General features: G+C 39.5%; 18 protein-coding genes, 1 pseudogene, 1 riboswitch and 1 other annotated feature. Of the genes and pseudogenes, 9 read left to right on the forward strand and 10 right to left on the reverse strand.

What is annotated here, in order from left to right:
• Positions 1-8 precede the first annotated feature (8 nt).
• The 3 genes and pseudogenes from SNE38_RS05630 to SNE38_RS05640 form a co-directional block, all read left to right on the forward strand.
• Positions 9-329: a YolD-like family protein gene (locus tag SNE38_RS05630; RefSeq protein WP_191703275.1), complete on the forward strand. Its 321-nt coding sequence runs from the start codon at positions 9-11 to the stop codon at positions 327-329.
• 271 nt (positions 330-600) lie between these two features.
• Positions 601-1,551: an L-threonine 3-dehydrogenase gene (locus SNE38_RS05635; protein WP_191703274.1), complete on the forward strand. Its 951-nt coding sequence runs from the start codon at positions 601-603 to the stop codon at positions 1,549-1,551.
• A 74-nt stretch (positions 1,552-1,625) separates the two neighbouring features.
• Positions 1,626-1,864: pseudogene (locus SNE38_RS05640) on the forward strand (AMP-binding enzyme); the annotation flags it as partial.
• A gap of 63 nt (positions 1,865-1,927) precedes the next feature.
• Here SNE38_RS05640 and SNE38_RS05645 read toward each other — a convergent pair.
• The 8 genes from SNE38_RS05645 to SNE38_RS05680 all read right to left on the reverse strand — a co-directional run bounded on the left by SNE38_RS05645 (position 1,928) and on the right by SNE38_RS05680 (position 8,545).
• Positions 1,928-2,161 carry a sulfate permease gene (locus SNE38_RS05645; protein WP_191703273.1) on the reverse strand — a complete coding sequence of 78 codons (234 nt, stop codon included), beginning with the start codon at positions 2,159-2,161 and terminating at the stop codon, positions 1,928-1,930.
• A gap of 66 nt (positions 2,162-2,227) precedes the next feature.
• On the reverse strand, positions 2,228-3,007 hold the full coding sequence (gene trpA / locus SNE38_RS05650) for a tryptophan synthase subunit alpha (protein WP_336046073.1): 780 nt from the start codon (positions 3,005-3,007) through the stop codon (positions 2,228-2,230).
• Positions 3,004-4,191: a tryptophan synthase subunit beta gene (gene trpB / locus SNE38_RS05655; protein ID WP_336046075.1), complete on the reverse strand. Its 1,188-nt coding sequence runs from the start codon at positions 4,189-4,191 to the stop codon at positions 3,004-3,006. The genes trpA and trpB overlap by 4 nt, the downstream gene beginning before the upstream one ends.
• Complete coding sequence (locus tag SNE38_RS05660; protein ID WP_336046076.1) at positions 4,188-4,805, reverse strand: phosphoribosylanthranilate isomerase; 618 nt, start codon at positions 4,803-4,805, stop codon at positions 4,188-4,190. The genes trpB and SNE38_RS05660 overlap by 4 nt, the downstream gene beginning before the upstream one ends.
• Complete coding sequence (gene trpC, locus SNE38_RS05665; RefSeq protein ID WP_336046077.1) at positions 4,802-5,596, reverse strand: indole-3-glycerol phosphate synthase TrpC; 795 nt, start codon at positions 5,594-5,596, stop codon at positions 4,802-4,804. The genes SNE38_RS05660 and trpC overlap by 4 nt, the downstream gene beginning before the upstream one ends.
• On the reverse strand, positions 5,593-6,630 hold the full coding sequence (trpD, locus tag SNE38_RS05670; RefSeq protein ID WP_336046078.1) for an anthranilate phosphoribosyltransferase: 1,038 nt from the start codon (positions 6,628-6,630) through the stop codon (positions 5,593-5,595). The genes trpC and trpD overlap by 4 nt, the downstream gene beginning before the upstream one ends.
• A gap of 6 nt (positions 6,631-6,636) precedes the next feature.
• Complete coding sequence (locus SNE38_RS05675) at positions 6,637-7,620, reverse strand: metal ABC transporter ATP-binding protein (RefSeq protein ID WP_336046079.1); 984 nt, start codon at positions 7,618-7,620, stop codon at positions 6,637-6,639.
• Positions 7,621-7,680: 60 nt separating this feature from the next.
• Positions 7,681-7,888: a binding site (T-box leader), on the reverse strand.
• A gap of 171 nt (positions 7,889-8,059) precedes the next feature.
• Entirely contained in the window at positions 8,060-8,545 is a 486-nt protein-coding gene (locus SNE38_RS05680) for a QueT transporter family protein (protein WP_191700740.1), read from the reverse strand.
• A gap of 6 nt (positions 8,546-8,551) precedes the next feature.
• A riboswitch (PreQ1 riboswitch) is annotated at positions 8,552-8,596 on the reverse strand.
• Positions 8,597-8,887: 291 nt separating this feature from the next.
• Between SNE38_RS05680 and SNE38_RS05685 the strand changes: the two genes are divergently transcribed.
• The 3 genes from SNE38_RS05685 to SNE38_RS05695 all read left to right on the forward strand — a co-directional run bounded on the left by SNE38_RS05685 (position 8,888) and on the right by SNE38_RS05695 (position 11,940).
• Positions 8,888-9,904 carry an ABC transporter substrate-binding protein gene (locus tag SNE38_RS05685; protein ID WP_336046080.1) on the forward strand — a complete coding sequence of 339 codons (1,017 nt, stop codon included), beginning with the start codon at positions 8,888-8,890 and terminating at the stop codon, positions 9,902-9,904.
• Positions 9,905-10,112: 208 nt separating this feature from the next.
• On the forward strand, positions 10,113-11,153 hold the full coding sequence (locus tag SNE38_RS05690) for an ABC transporter permease (RefSeq protein WP_191703265.1): 1,041 nt from the start codon (positions 10,113-10,115) through the stop codon (positions 11,151-11,153).
• Positions 11,146-11,940 (forward strand): ABC transporter ATP-binding protein, encoded by a 795-nt coding sequence (locus SNE38_RS05695; RefSeq protein ID WP_191703340.1) that lies wholly within the window; start codon positions 11,146-11,148, stop codon positions 11,938-11,940. The genes SNE38_RS05690 and SNE38_RS05695 overlap by 8 nt, the downstream gene beginning before the upstream one ends.
• A gap of 76 nt (positions 11,941-12,016) precedes the next feature.
• On the opposite strand, the gene ilvA is transcribed toward SNE38_RS05695, so the two are convergent.
• Positions 12,017-13,279 (reverse strand): threonine ammonia-lyase IlvA, encoded by a 1,263-nt coding sequence (ilvA, locus tag SNE38_RS05700; protein WP_191703264.1) that lies wholly within the window; start codon positions 13,277-13,279, stop codon positions 12,017-12,019.
• 345 nt (positions 13,280-13,624) lie between these two features.
• Here ilvA and SNE38_RS05705 point away from each other — a divergent pair, with 345 nt between their 5' ends.
• The gene (locus SNE38_RS05705) at positions 13,625-14,374 is read left to right on the forward strand and encodes an SDR family NAD(P)-dependent oxidoreductase (protein WP_191703263.1); all 750 of its coding nucleotides are present in this window, start codon (positions 13,625-13,627) and stop codon (positions 14,372-14,374) included.
• 70 nt (positions 14,375-14,444) lie between these two features.
• On the opposite strand, the gene SNE38_RS05710 is transcribed toward SNE38_RS05705, so the two are convergent.
• A complete protein-coding gene (locus SNE38_RS05710; RefSeq protein ID WP_191703262.1) occupies positions 14,445-15,797 on the reverse strand; it encodes a YjiH family protein in 1,353 nt (450 codons plus the stop codon).
• A gap of 371 nt (positions 15,798-16,168) precedes the next feature.
• On the opposite strand from SNE38_RS05710, the gene SNE38_RS05715 reads away from it, so the two are divergent.
• On the forward strand, positions 16,169-17,311 hold the full coding sequence (locus SNE38_RS05715; RefSeq protein ID WP_191703261.1) for a glycerate kinase: 1,143 nt from the start codon (positions 16,169-16,171) through the stop codon (positions 17,309-17,311).
• Positions 17,312-17,326: 15 nt separating this feature from the next.
• Positions 17,327-18,421: a 2-keto-3-deoxygluconate permease gene (locus SNE38_RS05720; protein ID WP_336046082.1), complete on the forward strand. Its 1,095-nt coding sequence runs from the start codon at positions 17,327-17,329 to the stop codon at positions 18,419-18,421.
• Positions 18,422-18,423 lie beyond the last annotated feature (2 nt).

Genomic DNA, 18,423 nt, shown 5'->3' on the forward strand with positions numbered 1-18,423 from the left:
TGAACGCGATGAACAAAGATAGAGGTGTGATTAAATGGACCGCGATGATGTTACCCGAGCATGTAAAGTTATTGCGTGAATGGCAGGAAGAGGACGCACTGGTGATACAGCCTGAATTGGATGAAGCTCAATTGGAACAAATTAATGAAAATTTACAGAGAGCCTATTCAGAAGCTAGCCCCATCCAATTGAAAGTATGGGAGCAAACAGGCATTTATACAATTACAGGTATTATTCAAAAAGTAAATGTACACGAACAATATGTGAAGCTAACAGACAACCGAAAAATTCTATTTCATAATATTTATGAAGCGATATTGGATGATTAAAATTCCCACTATATCTATCTAGCAGGCATTTCTCCATGCGGATTTTGTACACGTACAAATGTATCGCTGAAAAAGAATATTCAAAAAATATTGTTTTTTACAAAAGAACACCCTATAATCAATTTCATGGAAATCTTTGAACATCAAGTTTTCATTGTAGATGATTGTACTTTCCTTAAGGACAATTGTTTTTAGTGAATAAAAAATAATAGATAGAGTTCAGCAATATTTAGGGGTGGATTCGTCTTTTAAAGGATAGGGAGGCTTCATCGTGAAAAAAATTATGGTGACCGGCGCTTTAGGTCAAATTGGTTCGGAATTAGTAGAGAAATTACGTCATACGTATGGCGTTGACAATGTATTGGCAACAGATATTCGGAAAATTGATCAGCATGAAGGTCCATTTGAAGTATTGGATGTAACAGATGGGAAACGCATGCATGCGCTCGCACATGATTTTGGCGCAGATACGATGATTCATATGGCTGCACTACTATCAGCAACAGCAGAAAAAAATCCAGTTTTCGCATGGAATTTAAATATGGGCGGTTTAATGAATGCACTTGAAGTAGCACGTGAGCTCGATATGCAGTTTTTCACGCCAAGCTCAATCGGCGCATTCGGTCCTTCTACGCCAAAGGACAATACACCACAAGATACATTACAGCGTCCAACTACAATGTACGGAGTAAACAAGGTAGCGGGCGAATTATTATGTGATTATTACTATACACGCTATAGACTGGATACGCGTGGAGTCCGGTTCCCAGGGTTAATTTCGTATGTAACGCCACCAGGTGGGGGAACAACGGATTATGCGGTCGATATTTATTATAAGGCGATTGCAGAAGGTCGTTACACATCTTATATTGCAGAAGGTACGTATATGGATATGATGTATATGCCGGATGCACTACAGGCAATAGTTGATTTAATGGAAGCAGACCCGGCGAAGCTTATACATCGCAATGCGTTTAATATTTCAGCGATGAGCTTTGAGCCGTCGCAGATTGCAGCGGAAATTCAAAAGCATATTCCAAGCTTCACAATGGATTATGATGTAGATCCGGTACGTCAGGCAATTGCGGACAGCTGGCCAAATGCTATTGATTCATCAGCTGCAATTGAAGAATGGGGTTTTAAAGCAAGCTATGATTTAGAGAAAATGACGGTTGATATGCTGGAGAAACTAAAAGTACGATTAGCACAAAACGCGGTTTGATTTCTTTAACGCAATTGATTAGTGAAGCGAGTGTGGCTGTTGGAAAACAGTTCACTCGCTTTTTTATATAAGTACTAGAAAATGCACTTATGTCCCATGAAGCGGTATTTGAGCAGCTGTAATCGCAATTCCACATGCTAAATGGCAGGAGCGACCACTGGCATGTGTCGTATTAAAAGAAGAACTGACTGCATTTCTGGAAGGACAATTTGCAAAATGGTGGTTACCGGATGATATCGTATTCCTAACAGAAATTCCGAAAACTTCTGTAGGGAAGTTCTTAAAAGCAAAGCTACGCTACGCGAAAATGTGAATGAAATTTATCCACAGCTCCAAGTGTAATACAGAATTGCAGAAAAAATGGGAACGCTTCGAGTTAACGAGCGTTCCCATTTTTTGTTGCTTTTCCACCTGTGAAGAAGCGTTTCATTAAGGAAAGTCCTAGGTTGAAAAGGAAAATAATAAGCGCTACACGAAAGAATGCAACAAAATATTGCCAAACTGTCGTACTCTCAATAAAGAGTAATGACATATTGTCGACTAAAACATACGTAAAATAACCTGCAAGTGCGATGAAAAATATCCCAGCAAAAAAATCCTTTACACTCATTCATTGGCCTCCATCCGCTACTACTTAATAAGTAAACGATACCACAGGAAGGAAAGAGAAAGTAGACTAATTTATCGTAGCTTTTTTCGTCGCCTGCACTAGCGCTTCAATCGTTGCCCAGTCTTGCTCAACTAGTGCAGTAACAATTTTACTGCCGACAATCACTCCATCTGCAATGTCCCCAAAGCTTTTCACATGTTCAATTGTTGAAATGCCGAAGCCTGCTAAAACTGGGATGTTGCTTGCTGCTTTCAAATTCGCGAAATGCCCAGCAAGTTCTGTTGCAAAGCTCACACGTTCGCCAGTAATTCCATTGACTGTTACGGCATAAATAAATCCTTCACTCGCTGCGGCCAATTTTTTTATTCGCTCAACAGGACTCGTTAATGAAACGAGCTGAACAAGCGCAATGCCATGTTCCTTTAATGCAGTATGGAGTAAAGCACTTTCCTCAAACGGCATATCCGGTACGATTAGCCCTTGCACACCACCAAGCTTTGCATCCTTTGCAAAGTCTTCAATACCATATGCCAAAATTGGGTTTAAATAAGTCATTACAACTAGCGGGATATGAATTTCCTGTGAAAAGCTTGTTAACTCTGCCAACACTTTTCTTAGTGTAATACCATGCGCAAGTGCCCGTTCTCCAGCCTGTTCAATCGTTGGTCCATCTGCAACAGGATCTGTAAATGGAATACCCACTTCAACGGCCGATACACCGATTTGCTGGAGCTTTAAAATAGTTGGCTTTAATGTTTCGATACCTCCATCACCAGCCATAATGTAAGGAACAAATGCTTTATCCCCAGTTGCTAATACGTCTTCAAGCTGTTTTTGCAATGTCATTTCACGTCACCTCCAAGTTTATCCATTAATGTGTGAACATCTTTGTCCCCACGTCCTGATAAGCACACGACAATAATTTCATCTGCAGGGCGGTCTTTGGCAAATTGTGCTGCATAGTAAACGGCATGGGCACTTTCCAATGCCGGTAAAATTCCTTCCGTTTCACATAACAGCTTCACACCTTCAAGTGCCTGTTCATCTGTAACAGAAGGGTAGGATGCACGGCCTGTTTCATGTAAATGACAATGTTCAGGACCTACTCCTGGATAATCCAATCCGGCTGAAATAGAATGTGCTTCTTGAATGAATCCATTGTCATCCTGCAGTAAATACATGAAAGCCCCGTGTAGGACGCCTGTTTTCCCTTCATGAATCGCTGCTGCATGCCGATTTGTATCGATCCCTGCACCTGCTGCTTCCACACCATATAGTGCGACTTCCTTATCTTCCACAAAGGGATAGAACATGCCAATCGCATTACTGCCGCCGCCAATACAAGCAATAACTGTATCCGGAAGGCGTCCTTCCTGCTGTAAAATTTGGGCACGTGTTTCATCCCCAATGACACGCTGGAAATCACGCACAATTGTAGGGAAGGGGTGTGGCCCAAGTGCCGATCCTAAAATGTAGTGAGTATCTTCAATATGAGTAACCCAGTGTCGCAATGCTTCATTAACTGCATCTTTTAATGTTGCAGAACCTTTTTCTACCGCAACAACTTTTGTCCCGAGCAGCTCCATACGGAAAACGTTCAGTTGCTGACGGCGTACATCTTCTGCCCCCATATAAACGATACATTCCATATCAAGCAATGCACACGCAGTTGCCGTTGCAACACCATGCTGACCTGCACCTGTTTCAGCAACAATCTTCTTCTTCCCCATACGTTTTGCTAAAAGTGCTTGGCCGATCGCATTATTTATTTTATGAGCGCCAGTATGATTTAAATCTTCACGTTTTAAATAGATTTTCGCACCGCCGACTTTTTTCGTTAAACGCTCCGCAAAATAAAGGGGAGTTTCCCGTCCGACATATTGCTTTAAATAATAATCAAGTTCTTCCTGGAATGAGGGGTCTTTTTTTGCTTCCTCATATGCAAGCTCCAATTCTTCAAGTGAAGTCATCAATGTCTCGGGCACGAATTGACCGCCAAATCGTCCAAAGCGTCCTTTTACTGTCGTCATAAAATCAACTCTCCTTTTGCTATTTCAATAAAATTCGTAATCGCTGTCGAACTTTTTCGACCATCTACCTCTACACCACTTGAAACATCTACAGCAAATGGCTCGACCAGCATTATCGCCAGTCCTAAATTTTCTTCATTTAAACCACCTGCTAAAATGACCTTATTCATCGGAATATTTACTTTATCCAAAAGCATCCAGTCAAATGATTCTCCACTACCTCCACGGAAGTCTGTACCTGGCGCATCAAATAAATAGTAGTCGACATTATAGGTTGCCGCTCGCTTAACATCTTCTTCCCCACGAATCGAAAATGCTTTAATAGCTGGTAGGCCGATTTCCTGTATTTGCTCCTGCGTTTCATCTCCGTGATACTGGATATAGTCGAGTCCGACTTGATCGGCAATTTGTCGAATGACATCGTTCTGTTCATTTACAAAAACTCCAACCTTTTTTACCGTACTTGGAATTACTTTTGCTAATTCAGCTGCTTCCTCTACTGTAATGCGTCGTTTACTGGGCGCAAACATGAATCCGATAAAATCAGCTCCAGCTTTTACCGCAGCTTCGACATGTTCGATTTCTTTCAATCCGCAAATTTTTGCTTTAGTCATCTATTTTCGCCAACCTTCGCTATGATGTCGATTTGTAGTGCTTTAAGGGAGTTCTTGACGTTTCCGCTCACCATTAAGGATTCGCCAACTAAAACGCCTTTTGCGCCTGCATTCGCCACAAAATGCGCATCTTCAGCGTTCCAAATGCCACTTTCGCTAATAAATGCGATGGAAGAAGGGGGAAGGTGCTGGGCAATTTCAGCGGTAGTTGTTAAAGAAACTTCAAATGTCTTTAAGTTACGATTATTTACACCGACAATTTTCGCACCAATATTGAGTGCACGCTGTAACTCTTCCGTATCATGTACTTCTACAAGAACTTCCAGCTGTTTCTCAGTTGCATATGTGTAAAGTGCCTTTAATTGTTCATCCGTTAATGCCGCCACGATCAATAAAATGACTGAAGCACCTGCAGCCTTTGCATAGTCAATCTGCACTTCATGAATCATGAAGTCTTTGCATAACACCGGAATATCCACCGCATTTGCTACCGCATGTAAATCTTCGAAGCTGCCTTTAAAAAATGCCTGCTCTGTTAAAACGGAAATGCAGGCAGCCCCGGCTTCCTCATACTGTCTAGCCTGTTCAACAGGGTCGATATGTGTCGCAATATCACCTTTTGATGGAGAGGCGCGCTTCATTTCAGAAATGACTTGCAACGTACTGGCTGTAATTAATGTTTTATATAAAGAGGGACGTACCTTATCAATTGTTGGAAAGTTTGGTGCTGATGCAAGTAAAGCAGGTAATTCGAGCTTTTTTTTCGCTATAATTCGGTCTAAAATAGTCATATAATCGTTTCCTCCTGCATCACTTTTTTGTTATAGGCAACAACACTTTCTAGCTTTTCATATGCACGACCCGACAGGATGCTGTCCTTTGCCATGTCGATACCTTCTTTCATCGTGCTCGCTAAGCCATATGCAAAGAATCCAATGCCGGCATTTAACACGACTGTGTCGAAATATACACTTTGCTTTCCTTTAAATAAATCGCGCATAATAACTGCGTTTTCAGAAGGGGTCCCACCACGGATAGCTGATAATGGCTGTGCAGTTAAACCTACATCTTCCGCACGAAGCTTAAACGGAATAATATCACCGTGGTCTAAAAGGACGAATGTATTCTCACCGTCCAATGATGCCTCATCCATTCCTTGTGCCCCTGATACGACAATCGCGCGCTCACGTCCGAGCATGTGCAGCACTTCAGCATAATCCGTAGTAAAGTTAGGGCGGTTAATACCAACGAATTGAGTTTTCAAAGGTACAGGATTTGTTAAAGGTCCGACTAAATTAAAGATTGTCGGCTTTCCAAGTGATTGTCGAACTTCGCCGATCCGCTTTAGCTTTGGATGCATGTTTGGTGCATGTAAAAAGGCGATTCCGTGCTGTTTCAATAAATCTATCGTTTGTGCTGTATCCGGGAGTAGGGTAATGCCAAGTGCTTCTAAAACATCCGAGCTGCCTGAAGCGCTCGACACTTTCCGGTTACCATGCTTTGCAACTAAAATGCCCCCGCCGGCTAACACGAAAGCTGCGGTCGTACTAATATTGAAGCTTTGAAGACCGTCGCCACCTGTACCACAATTATCGATATAAATACCTTCTGGTGCATCGACAGAAACGGCATGTGATTTCATGACAGAAGCGAGCCCGGCAACTTCATGTGCTGTTTCACCTTTGATACTCATCGCTGTTAAAAAGGCAGCTATCTGCTCTTTTGGTGTCTGCTCATTAAAAATGAGTTGTGCAGCCTGTTGCATCTCTTTAAAAACTAAATGTTCTTTTCGCTCGATTTTTTCAATATATGGAAGTAAAGGCATACATACTCATCCTTTCAATAGTGAGTGGAATGGGACATCCTCACTCGTTTCTGTGTGAAGATGTGCAACATTTCCCTGAATCGTTATTGTATTATCGGGTGTCGTAAAATCGACTTGCCCGTTAAAGCCGATATAGCCGATATAGCCTTGTGCCGGCAGAAGCTCCTTTACAATATCAATCGCATGCAACGTTGGGTTCAGTGAGCCTTGTGTTGTTGTGGCCAATTTCTGCACTGAATTTTCCACACTAAATGGCTCTATCGGCAATGCTTTGTTTGTAACTGAAATAGATCCGTCCCGTACTTGCATAAAGTTTACCTGTGATGTTCCAAGTACAGTGCAATCATCAAATTCGACATAATACATATAAGGTGCAGCATAATCAATCCGCATTTTTCGATAAAGCGAAAGGGTATCTCCAGTAAATCGTGCGGCATAATGACCATTTCGCTCTTTTTCGACATCGTTTAAGGTATACGACTTTTCGGCAGGTGTTGTGCTTGTAAACAACTGTTCAATCATTACATCGATATTCGGCTCATCCTGCTCAGCTTCGATATTCGTATGGAAAACAGCAATCTCGTCTGTTAAATGATCAAAAATAACGAGTGTATCGTAAACGTGAAACTGCAGTTCAGGCAATGGTTTTTGCAAGGCATGAATATAGCCAATACCCCCGCCTGTAAACGGATATTCGGTATGCGATGATATGCGCGGCATTACCTGTTTTATTAATTGAATAAGCTCACCATCGTATGTGTACTCTCTATTGGACAGATGTGATTTATCGATAAGCTGCTGTCCAATCCCACTATAGGTTTTTCTTGGATTGACGCCGATGAAGGAATAGCGTCCATCACCTTCATACTTGGACGAGCTTTCCAAAAGAAACTTTCGGTGGCCCTTTAAACGTTGGAAAATGGAAATCGGTGTCAGTAAATCACCGTTCACTTTTTTCATTGATGTACGAAAACGTTGTTGAATTACCATTCGACACACTCCTTTTAATTTTGGGAATAAAAAAAGTCCCCAGCAAAAGAATAAACTTTTGCTGAGGACGATCTGCACCGCGTTGCCACCTCGATTGAAGCTATAAAATAGCCTCCACTTAAACCTGATAACGGTAGGGTACCGTCCGCCAACTAATGCCGGCAGCTTTCATAAGGCCCATTCACATTTACCTTTTGACGTATTTTCACCAACCATACGCTCTCTGCACAAAACGGAAAATGCTACTCTTCTTATTCAACAATTTACTCAACTAAACTCTTCTCAACTGAAACGGTGGTCGCGCTCCCGCAACCTGCTACCGTAATGTAATATTTTGAATATGCTTATTCTAACACTGAAAATAAAAATGTCAAACAATTCTAAAAAAACTTAAACAAAAAACCCACCGGCTAATGACCAGTGGGTGAAACGATATATGTTAGATCAATTTTTTGAAATCAAGTCGTTTATTTAAAGTGTACATGATAGGTGCACCAACAGCTAAAACAACAAACTCCCCAAATGCTACAAATAACCATGTCTCCCAAAACGGAAAGTCCAGTACTAGGTTAAGCTGTGCCGCAATGATAAACATTGTAAACGTAAAGAGTGTCGTATTAATAACTAAACGTGCCCAAATGTTTTTTACAAACTTACAAATGAAAATAAAAATTCCTAGTGTAAGAATAGTATGTCCCACGCCAAAAATCAGGTCAATTGGACCAACCGATGACATAAGAAAATTTGAAAAAAATACACCCAATACAACACCCAGCATAAAACGGGGGTTGAAGGCGATTAGATGATTAAATATTTCGGCAATACGAAACTGTACTTGTCCAAAACTAATCGGGGCAACTAGCATTGTAATTGCAATATATAATGCTGCAATAATTGCACTTGTTGCAAGAAACTTTACTTTCATATTAAATTCCTCCTAGTTTTTTAACGTGGGATGGTTACGAACCACGCAAAGCAACTGCAATCATAGCAATATTAAAAACGAAAGTAAAGAATTATAGAACTAATTTTCCATCATTGTTCAATAAATTGACAAATAATAAAATTTTGAATGAAATAAACGCGATTTAGCAGTTTAAAGCACGAAATTAACATTAGTGCATTTACTAGTATATATATTAATTTCTGAACATTCTAAATCTTATTGACTATCTGAAAATGAAGAGGTAATATAATTTTAATTCACACTTCATCCAAATGAAGTTCGTCGCTTTAAAGTGACAGAGAATAATGGGGGGATAAATAGATGACACGTAAATTAACGAAGCTTTCCTTTTTAGTATTTGGGCTTCTTTTACTATTAGCAGCATGCGGTGGAGAAGAGAAAGATACTGCTATTAATGCTACAGCAAGTGACAGAACAAAAGAGACTGCACAAACTGATGAAGCAAAAACATTTAAAATTGGAACAACGCAAATCGTAGAGCATCCATCATTAGATGCGGCAAAAGAAGGATTCAAAAAGGCGATTGAAGATGCAGGGATTAAAGCAGAGTATGTGGATAAATCAGCTAATGGAGATAACAGTGCAAACATGACAATTGCACAACAATTAGTAAGTGATAATGTAGACTTAATTTTTGCGAACTCGACACCATCTGCACAGGCGGCAAAAGGTGCAACTGCAGATATTCCAATCATTTTCACATCGGTAACAGATGCGGTAGGTGCGGAATTAATCGAATCAATGGCAACTCCAGGGTCAAATGTTACCGGAACAATTGATTTACACCCAGAAACAATGCCGAAAACAATGGCATTCTTAAAAGAACTAGGTGTGAAAAATGTAGGGATGGTGTATAACGCAGGGGAGCAAAATTCTGTAGCCCAAATTTCAACTGCTAAAGAATTAGCAGCAAAAGAAGGTATTACAATTGTAGAAGCATCTGCTTCAACATCAGCGGAAGTAAAACAAGCAACAGAATCATTATTAGGTAAAGTAGAAGCGTATTACATCATTACAGATAACACAGTTGTAAATGCATTAGAATCAGTTATCGATGTGGCAAATGCAAATAAACTACCATTAATTGTTGGTGAGTTGGATTCTGTAGCACGTGGCGGATTGGCAGCATACGGTTTCAATTACTATGATATCGGTTATGAAGCGGGGCAAATGGCAGCTCAAATTTTACTGGAAGGGAAATCTCCTTCCGAAATTCCGGCAGCATATCCAGCGAACTTAAAATTAGTCATTAATAAAGCGACTGCAGAAAATTTAGGGTTGGAAGTTAAACCTGAATGGGAAGCAGAAGTTCAATAATTTGAAAGCTGGTAAACAATAGCCAGGAATAAATATTCGCGCTTGTATCCAAAAGGAAGATCAGCCTAAAGTCATCGTAATGAGGTCAAGGCTGGTTGTCTGAGGGGATCCCAGCGCGAATTAACGTTTAACCTCTTTTTAGTGGTCGCGAGTGTTCTTACGCTCGCCATGGTGTAATGGAAAAAACTATAGTAGGAGATGATTCAGAATGTTTACAGCTTTGTTTGGGTCGGTAGAGCAAGGAATCATCTATGCAATTATGGCACTTGGTGTTTATTTAACGTTCCGGGTGTTGGATTTTCCGGATTTAACGGTTGATGGAAGCTTTGTAACGGGTGCAGGTACTGCAGCAATGATGATTGTACTTGGCTATAATCCTATACTCGCAACATTGGTCGCAACAGTTGCTGGATTTATTGCTGGATGTATGACAGGAATTTTACACACTAAAGGGAAAATTAATCCGCTGCTTGCAGGGATTTTAATGATGATCGCTCTTTATTCCATCAATCTTCGTATTATGGGATTAAGTTCCGATACTGGTGTAACGAGACCAAATATTCCACTATTAAATTCAGAAACAATCTTTTCGACATTCGGTAATTTTTGGTCGGGGCTAGGCATTGATTCAGTAATCTCAAATGCATTAAAGTCAATGGGTCTTGCAACGGTGCCCACGACTTGGGGAATTTTAGCCTTAATGATTGTCGTTACGTTTATTATTAAACTTATCGTTGACTGGTTCTTAAAAACGGAAGTCGGCTTGGCAATCCGTGCAACAGGGGACAATAAACGAATGATTCGCAGCTTTTCGGCAAACACAGATTCATTAGTTATTTTAGGATTAGGTATTTCAAACGGTATGGTTGCATTATCTGGGGCATTAATTGCGCAATATACAAAATTTGCGGATGTTGGATTAGGTATCGGGATGATTGTTGTCGGTCTAGCATCTGTTATTATCGGTGAAGCAATTTTCGGAACAAAGTCGATTGTTCGTGTCACATTTGCTGTTATTGCCGGGGCAATAATTTACCGAATGATTTACGCATTAGCATTGCGTGTAAAATGGTTAGATTCAGGCGACATGAAACTAATTACAGCGTTTATTGTTATTTTAGCGTTAGTTATCCCACAAATCGTTAGCAAGTATAAAGAAAAGAAGCGTAAGGCAAAGCGTTTGGAAGAACGTATGGCACTACAAAAGGCGAAATTGAAAGTAGAGCAGGGAGGGAATGGCCTTGCTTAAATTGGATGGAATTAATAAAGTATTTAACGAAGGAACACCCGATGAAAAAATTGCATTGGATAATATTAATTTAAATTTAGCACCTGGCGATTTTGTCACAATAATCGGAAGTAATGGTGCAGGGAAATCGACAATGATGAATATGATTTCCGGTGCCTTAACACCTGACTTTGGGTCCGTCATTATTAATGGCAATGATTTAACACGTTTACCGGAATATAAGCGTGCGGTACATATCGGCCGTGTTTTTCAGGATCCAATGGCTGGTACAGCACCTACGATGACGATTGAAGAAAATTTGGCGATTGCCTATTCACGTAATGCCAAACGGACACTACGGTTCGGTGTAGATAAAAAACGCCGTGAGTTTTTCAAAGCTTCCTTGGAAAAGTTGCATCTAAATTTGGAAAACCGTTTAAATGCAAAGGTGGGCCTATTATCAGGTGGTGAACGCCAAGCATTAAGTCTATTAATGGCGACTTTTACAAAGCCTTCGATATTGTTGCTCGATGAACATACAGCTGCACTTGACCCATCACGTGCGGAGCTTATTACAAAGCTGACTAAAAAACTGGTGGAAGAAAGTAAGCTGACAACGCTGATGGTTACCCACAATATGCAGCAGGCGTTGGACTTAGGCAATCGCTTAATTATGATGGATAAAGGGCAGATTATCTTAGAAGTTGGAGAAAATCGAAAACCAGCATTAACTATTCCGGATTTAATGTCCGAATTCGAGCATATCCGCGGAGAAAAAATGAATTCAGATCGCGCCCTATTAGGCTAAATTAAAATCCCGACAATCATTGAATGACTGTCGGGATTTTTTATATAGATGAAATGAAGAAGGTTTTAGCCAGGTGCTACACAAGCAGTGCAAACAATGTACTGTCTTTATTGACCTCTTTATATTCAAAACCATTGGCCAGCATACGCTCGATTAAACCGGCGCGATCATCAGGGTGGGCAAGTTCAATACCGACTAATGCCGGACCACTCTCTTTATTGTTTTTCTTCGTATATTCAAATGTCGTAATATCATCATTCGGTCCGAGCACCTCAGCCAAAAATTGTCTTAGCGCACCAGAACGTTGCGGGAAGCTGACGATGAAATAATGGAGAAGCCCTTCGTAAATAAGCGAGCGTTCCTTAATTTCCTGCATTCGTCCGATATCATTATTCCCGCCGGAAATAATGACAACAACAGATTTCCCCCGAATTTGCTCCGCATAAAAATCAAGAGCTGCAACCGATAAAGCTCCAGCTGGTTCTGCAATAATTGCATGCTTATTATATAAGTCTAAAATAGTTGTACAAACTTTTCCTTCTGGTACAGTAATAATATCGTCCAAATAATGCCTACATACTTCATACGTTTCCTGCCCGACACATTTAACAGCAGCACCATCGACAAATTTATCAATCCAGTCGAGAGAAACGGGCTCCTTGTTCTCAAATGCAGACTTCATACTTGCTGCACCTGCAGGCTCAACTCCAATAATTTTACTCGTAGGGGATAAGTTTTTAATGTATGCGGATACTCCGGACATTAAACCGCCGCCACCAATGCTACCGAAAATATAGTCAATCGGCTCTTCGATATCATTCATAATCTCTACTGCCACAGTTCCTTGACCAGCCATGACGTCAATATCATCAAATGGATGGATGAAGATGCGGTTTTCTACTTCACAATAGGCTACTGCGCTTTCCGCCGAGTCATCGAATGTATCACCGGCTAACACAATTTCTACAAAGTTCCGGCCAAACATACGAACTTGATCAATTTTTTGTTTTGGCGTTGTTTTTGGCATGAAAATGGTTGCTTTAATTTCAAGCTTTGCACAGGCATAGGCGACACCTTGTGCATGATTCCCAGCACTTGCACAGACGACACCTGCAGCACGTGCCTCATTTTCGATTTTCTTGATTTTATAATAGGCACCGCGTAATTTAAAGGACCGAACATGCTGTAGGTCTTCACGCTTAAAATAAATTTTTGCACCATACTTTTCGGATAAATATTCATTTAACTGCAGTGGGGTATGCACGACGACATCTTTTAAAAAATGGTGGGCAATCAATACATTTTCAACTGCAATTGTTTTAGGTTGAGCAACTTCCATTTTCATGTAACCTCCGTAATCAGTTTAAAGATTACATCATTCTATCATAAATTTACGCTTAAGAGACATGAAAAGTCAGTAAATTTAGAAAGTTCTTAAATTATTCATAATGAAAGCGTTTTATTGGAGAGAGTAACTTAATCCATTCCTATTCCATCCAAAAATTGCATAGATTTTTTGGGAAACGGACAGCCTTATGAAGAATTGTCAGAGCCTGCATCTGTTGCTTTTTTGTTTATACAAAGAAGTGAAGGGGTAAAAAATACAATGTTATGGCAGTGGAAATTTGGTTGTAGTACATCAATTATTTACAAGTTCCAAGAACATATCTAGGAGGAATTAAATATGACTAAAACAGCTATCATTACAGGTGGGGGAAGCGGATTAGGTCAATCGACAGCTATCCGTATGGCCCAGGAAGGTATAAATATTGCAGTAGTGGATGTAAGTGAAAAAGGCGGTAATGAAACAGTCGAAAAAGTAAAAGCACATGGCGTCGATGCTATTTTTATTAAAGCAGATGTTTCAAAAGCAGAGGAAGTAAAGAAATATGTAGACGAAACAATGGAGAAATTCGGTTCTGTCGATTACTTCTTCAATAATGCAGGGATTTCAGGAAGCGGAAAATATTATTTAGATACAACAATCGAAGAAATTGAACAGATAGTCGGCATTAATTTACTAGGTGCATTGTATGGGGTACGTTATGTAGCAGAAGTTATGTTAAAAAATGGTGGAGGGGCAATCGTGAATACAGCCTCAAGTGCGGGTGTTATTGGACAAGATTCCGTTGTCACATACTCAGCAACGAAACATGGGATCATTGGCTTAACGAAAAGTATGGTAGCAGAATACGCAAAAGATGGATTACGTGTCAATGCGATTGCACCGGGACCAACTGAAACACCGATGGTTAAAACATTTTTCGAAGCAAACCCGCAAATGAAGGAAAATGCAACAAGTGGAATTCCACAAAAACGCTTAGGAACACCAGAGGAAGTGGCAGAGCTTGTAACTTTCCTATTAACATCAAAAGCAGAATATATTAATGGGGAAGTCATCCGTATTGACGGTGGATTCACTAGCACAAAATAAATATATAAAGGGCTGCCCGAAAAGTCAGAGGGAAATCTGATTTTTCGGCAGCCCTTTATTTTTGTTCGATTTAGAATAGTAAATGAGCGATTGCAGCAATAATTGGAATTGAAATAATTGTACGGATTAGGAAGATAATGAATAAATCCCAAAGCTTTAATGGGAGCTTCGTACCTAATATTAATCCACCGACTTCCGACATGTAAATCAATTGCGTAACAGATACCGTAGCAATGAAGAAACGTGTCATTTCCGATTCAATGCCTGCCCCTAAAATTGAAGGCAATAGCATATCAGCAAAACCTACAATCATCGTTTGAGCGGCTTCACCAGCTTCAGGAATTTGAAGCAGCGCTAAAATCGGCTCAAATGGCATTCCTAAAATACGGAAGAAGCTTGTAAATTCGGCCAATACTAATGCGATTGTTGCGAATGCCATAATAATAGGCGTTACCGCAAACCACATTTCCAATACATTCACAAAACCGTTTTTCACCATTTTACCTAAGTTGCGATTTGAATTCGCTTTATTCAACGCATTGTGTAAGCCATAAGAAAATACATTGAAGCCTTCTTGTACATCTTCACGATTAGCAGGGACTTCATTACCGTCAATTAACGTATCCGCCTTTTGCTTTAGCGGGTAAATACGCGGCATAATGAACGCCAAAATTAATCCACAAATGATAACAGAAGCATAAAACTCAAGGAAGTAATCCCCAATGCCAATTGTTTCAACAACGACTAAACAGAATGTAATGGAAACGACAGAAAATGTTGTCGCGATTGTTGCTGCTTCCCGACCTGTATAATTTTTTTCCTCATATTGCTTGCTTGTTAGTAAGACACCAATTGTCCCATCACCAACCCATGAAGCCAAACAGTCTATTGCAGAACGACCAGGAATTTTGAATAGGGGACGCATAATCTTCACCATCATTGACCCGAAAAATTCAAGTAAACCGAAGTCAGTTAATAATGGCAGTAATAGCCCGGCAAATAGGAATAATACAAACATGAATGTTACAAGGCCGGCAGCAGGATCGAGTAGCACACCTGTTGTTACATCACTTGTTAAACTTTCCGGACCGATTTGGAAAATATACATACTTGCGAAAACAACCGCAAGCACACGCATAACTGTCCAAAACCAATTAACACGGAATAAAGAATCCGCTAAAGAATGAGAACTTTTTTGTGGTATGAATTTTATTGCTACAGAACCTACAGCAGCAATTACAAACACAATAAATGCGAACCAATGAATAAACGGTTCAACTTTACCTGCCAAAAAATTAGCAAGAATAGCAATCGGCACTTTTATACCATCTTCTGTTCCAATTGGAGTAATAAAAATAAATACACCGAGCACAGAAAACGCTATAAAAAGAAACCACGTGTTAAAAGAAAATTTCTTTGTCATATATATAACCTCTTTAATTTATTAGTTGAATATTTATACACTATAAATCTTGAATATTCATTTGTCTACTGTTTTGCATAAAGATTAAATTTTCAGAAATGTATGATGTGGGGAGGTGATTAATCTTTACCCTATGTAAAAATATTTACACTTATAATACCTCAACATGGATTTATAGGATAACAAACTAAAAGAGTATTATTGGCTGTTTTATTTTAGTACTTAATGGAAGTGAAATAATAAATTTTGTTAAATGTAATAAAATTCTACTCTAAAAAAGCAATTTTTTTGTCACTATTAATATAGAAGTAACAAAATAATAATCTTATAATTCAGTTAGTTGGAAGCGTTTACAAAACAGGAGGGTAATAATGAACATTATTATAGCGCCGGACTCCTTTAAGGGGAGCCTAAGTGCCGTTGAGGTATCAAATTACATAGAAATGGGAATTAGACAGGCTTTTAGAGATGTAAAAACCATTAAGCTTCCAGTTGGTGATGGTGGAGAAGGTACTATGGATACTTTGGTTGCGGCGACTGGAGGTACAAAAAAATGTATATCCGTGACAGGGCCATTAGGAAATAAAGTAAATGCAACTTACGGAGTGTTAGGTGATGGAATAACATGCGTAATTGAAATGGCAACCGCTTCTGGGTTACATCTAGTCCCAAATGGTCAATTATCTCCCTTAACTACAACAACTTATGGAACGGGAGAACTTATAAAGCATGCATTAGATGAAGGATATAAGTCATTTGTTATTGGGTTGGGGGGTTCGGCAACTAATGATGGTGGAGCTGGCATGTTACAGGCATTAGGAATGAAACTGCAAAATCAAAAGGGGGAGGAAATAAAATTTGGAGGGGGTGAATTAAATAATATTCACCACATTAATTTATCTCATTTCGATCGACGAATTAAAGAGTGTAAGTTTTTGATTGCTTCAGATGTCCAAAACCCTTTAATTGGTCCTACTGGGGCCTCTCATGTTTTCGGACCTCAAAAAGGAGCCTCAAAAGAAGAAGTCATAATTCTAGATGAAAATTTAGTGCATTGGGCAAATATGATTGAGGCAACTACAAGTATTACACTTCATGAAAAAGCAGGGGCAGGTGCAGCAGGAGGAATTGGAGGAGCATTTCAAGCATTTTTCCCCGTGGAATTTCAAAGAGGTGTGGATGTCGTTTTAGATTTTATTAAATTAAATGAATATTTAAATGATGCACATTTAGTCATTACTGGTGAAGGAAAAGTTGATAGCCAAACAGTATATGGAAAAACACCGCTTGGAGTAGCGCAAAGGGCAAAATTAAAAAATGTACCGACAATTATAATAGCTGGATCCATAGGTAAAGGGTTTGAAAGTTTATATGAGCATGGTGTTGTAAGTGTAAATAGCATCATAAATCATCCAATGAATTTAGAAGAAGCTATCTTAAAAGCAGGGGAATTATTGGTTTCAACGTCTGAGCAAGTCGTTAGGACATTTTTTTACAACGAAATTAAAAATTAATAGGGGGTTTTTATATTGAATATCAAGGATACGATTGAAAAAGTACCTGGTGGGATGATGGTGATACCACTATTATTAGGGGCTACATTAAATACAATTGATCAATTGCATATTCCGTTTGTAATGAATATTTTAAAAGCTTTAGGTACTGCACCGACAAGTGACGGCTACTATGAATTTTTAAGAATTGGTGGATTTTCGCAATACTTATTTAAAGATAGCGCATTAGTACTTATCGCATTATTCTTATTCATCGTAGGTAGTCAAATGAATTTAAAAGTTGGTGGGAGATCCTTAAAAAAGGGCGTTCTTTTAACTGGAACTAAATATTTTGGTGGTCTTGGAGTAGGAATGTTATTTGGAATTATGTTTGACCCATGGACAGGTATTTTGGGGCTTTCCACGTTAGCCCTTATTGCAGGTATGACAAATAGTAATAGTGGTATGTACGCAGCTTTAACTGGACAATATGGTAATCGCTCTGATGTAGGGGGCTTATCTATTTTAGCAATTAATGATGGCCCGTTTCTAACTTTAGTTTCGTTAGGTCTTTTAGGTACAGCATTCCCGGTAATTTCATTTATCGCCGTTTTATTACCAATTGGTATAGGTATGCTTTTAGGGAATTTGGATCCAAAAATTCGCGAATTTTTAAAACCAGGAGAATCAATTTTAATACCGTTCTTCGCCTTTTCATTAGGTGCCGGTATGAACCTATCAAATTTCTTGAATCCAGAGGTGCTTGCAGGCGGATTAGTATTAGCAATTTTAACATTCGTTGTTACTTCAGTTACAGGTGTCTTAGTATTTAAGCTGTTCAAAGAAAAAAGTTTTATTGCACCATTTGCAGAAGCCTCAACTGCAGGTAATGCAGCAGCAACTCCAGCAGCCATTTTAGCTGCAGCAGCTGTCGCAGTATCTTCAGGAGCAATGAGTGCAGCTGACTATGCGAAAATTGAAGCTATAGTGCCTATCGCAACTGCACAAATTTCGATTTCAACTATTACTACATCTATTCTGTGTCCATTAGCAGTAATTTTAGTAGATAGGTATCAAAGGAAGAGAGGCATTATCGGGACAGAGGAGTATCCAGGTTTAGATAAAGTGTAACG

Origin of the sequence: Solibacillus ferritrahens (assembly GCF_037027585.1) — a bacterium.
Lineage (GTDB): Bacteria > Bacillota > Bacilli > Bacillales_A > Planococcaceae > Solibacillus > Solibacillus ferritrahens.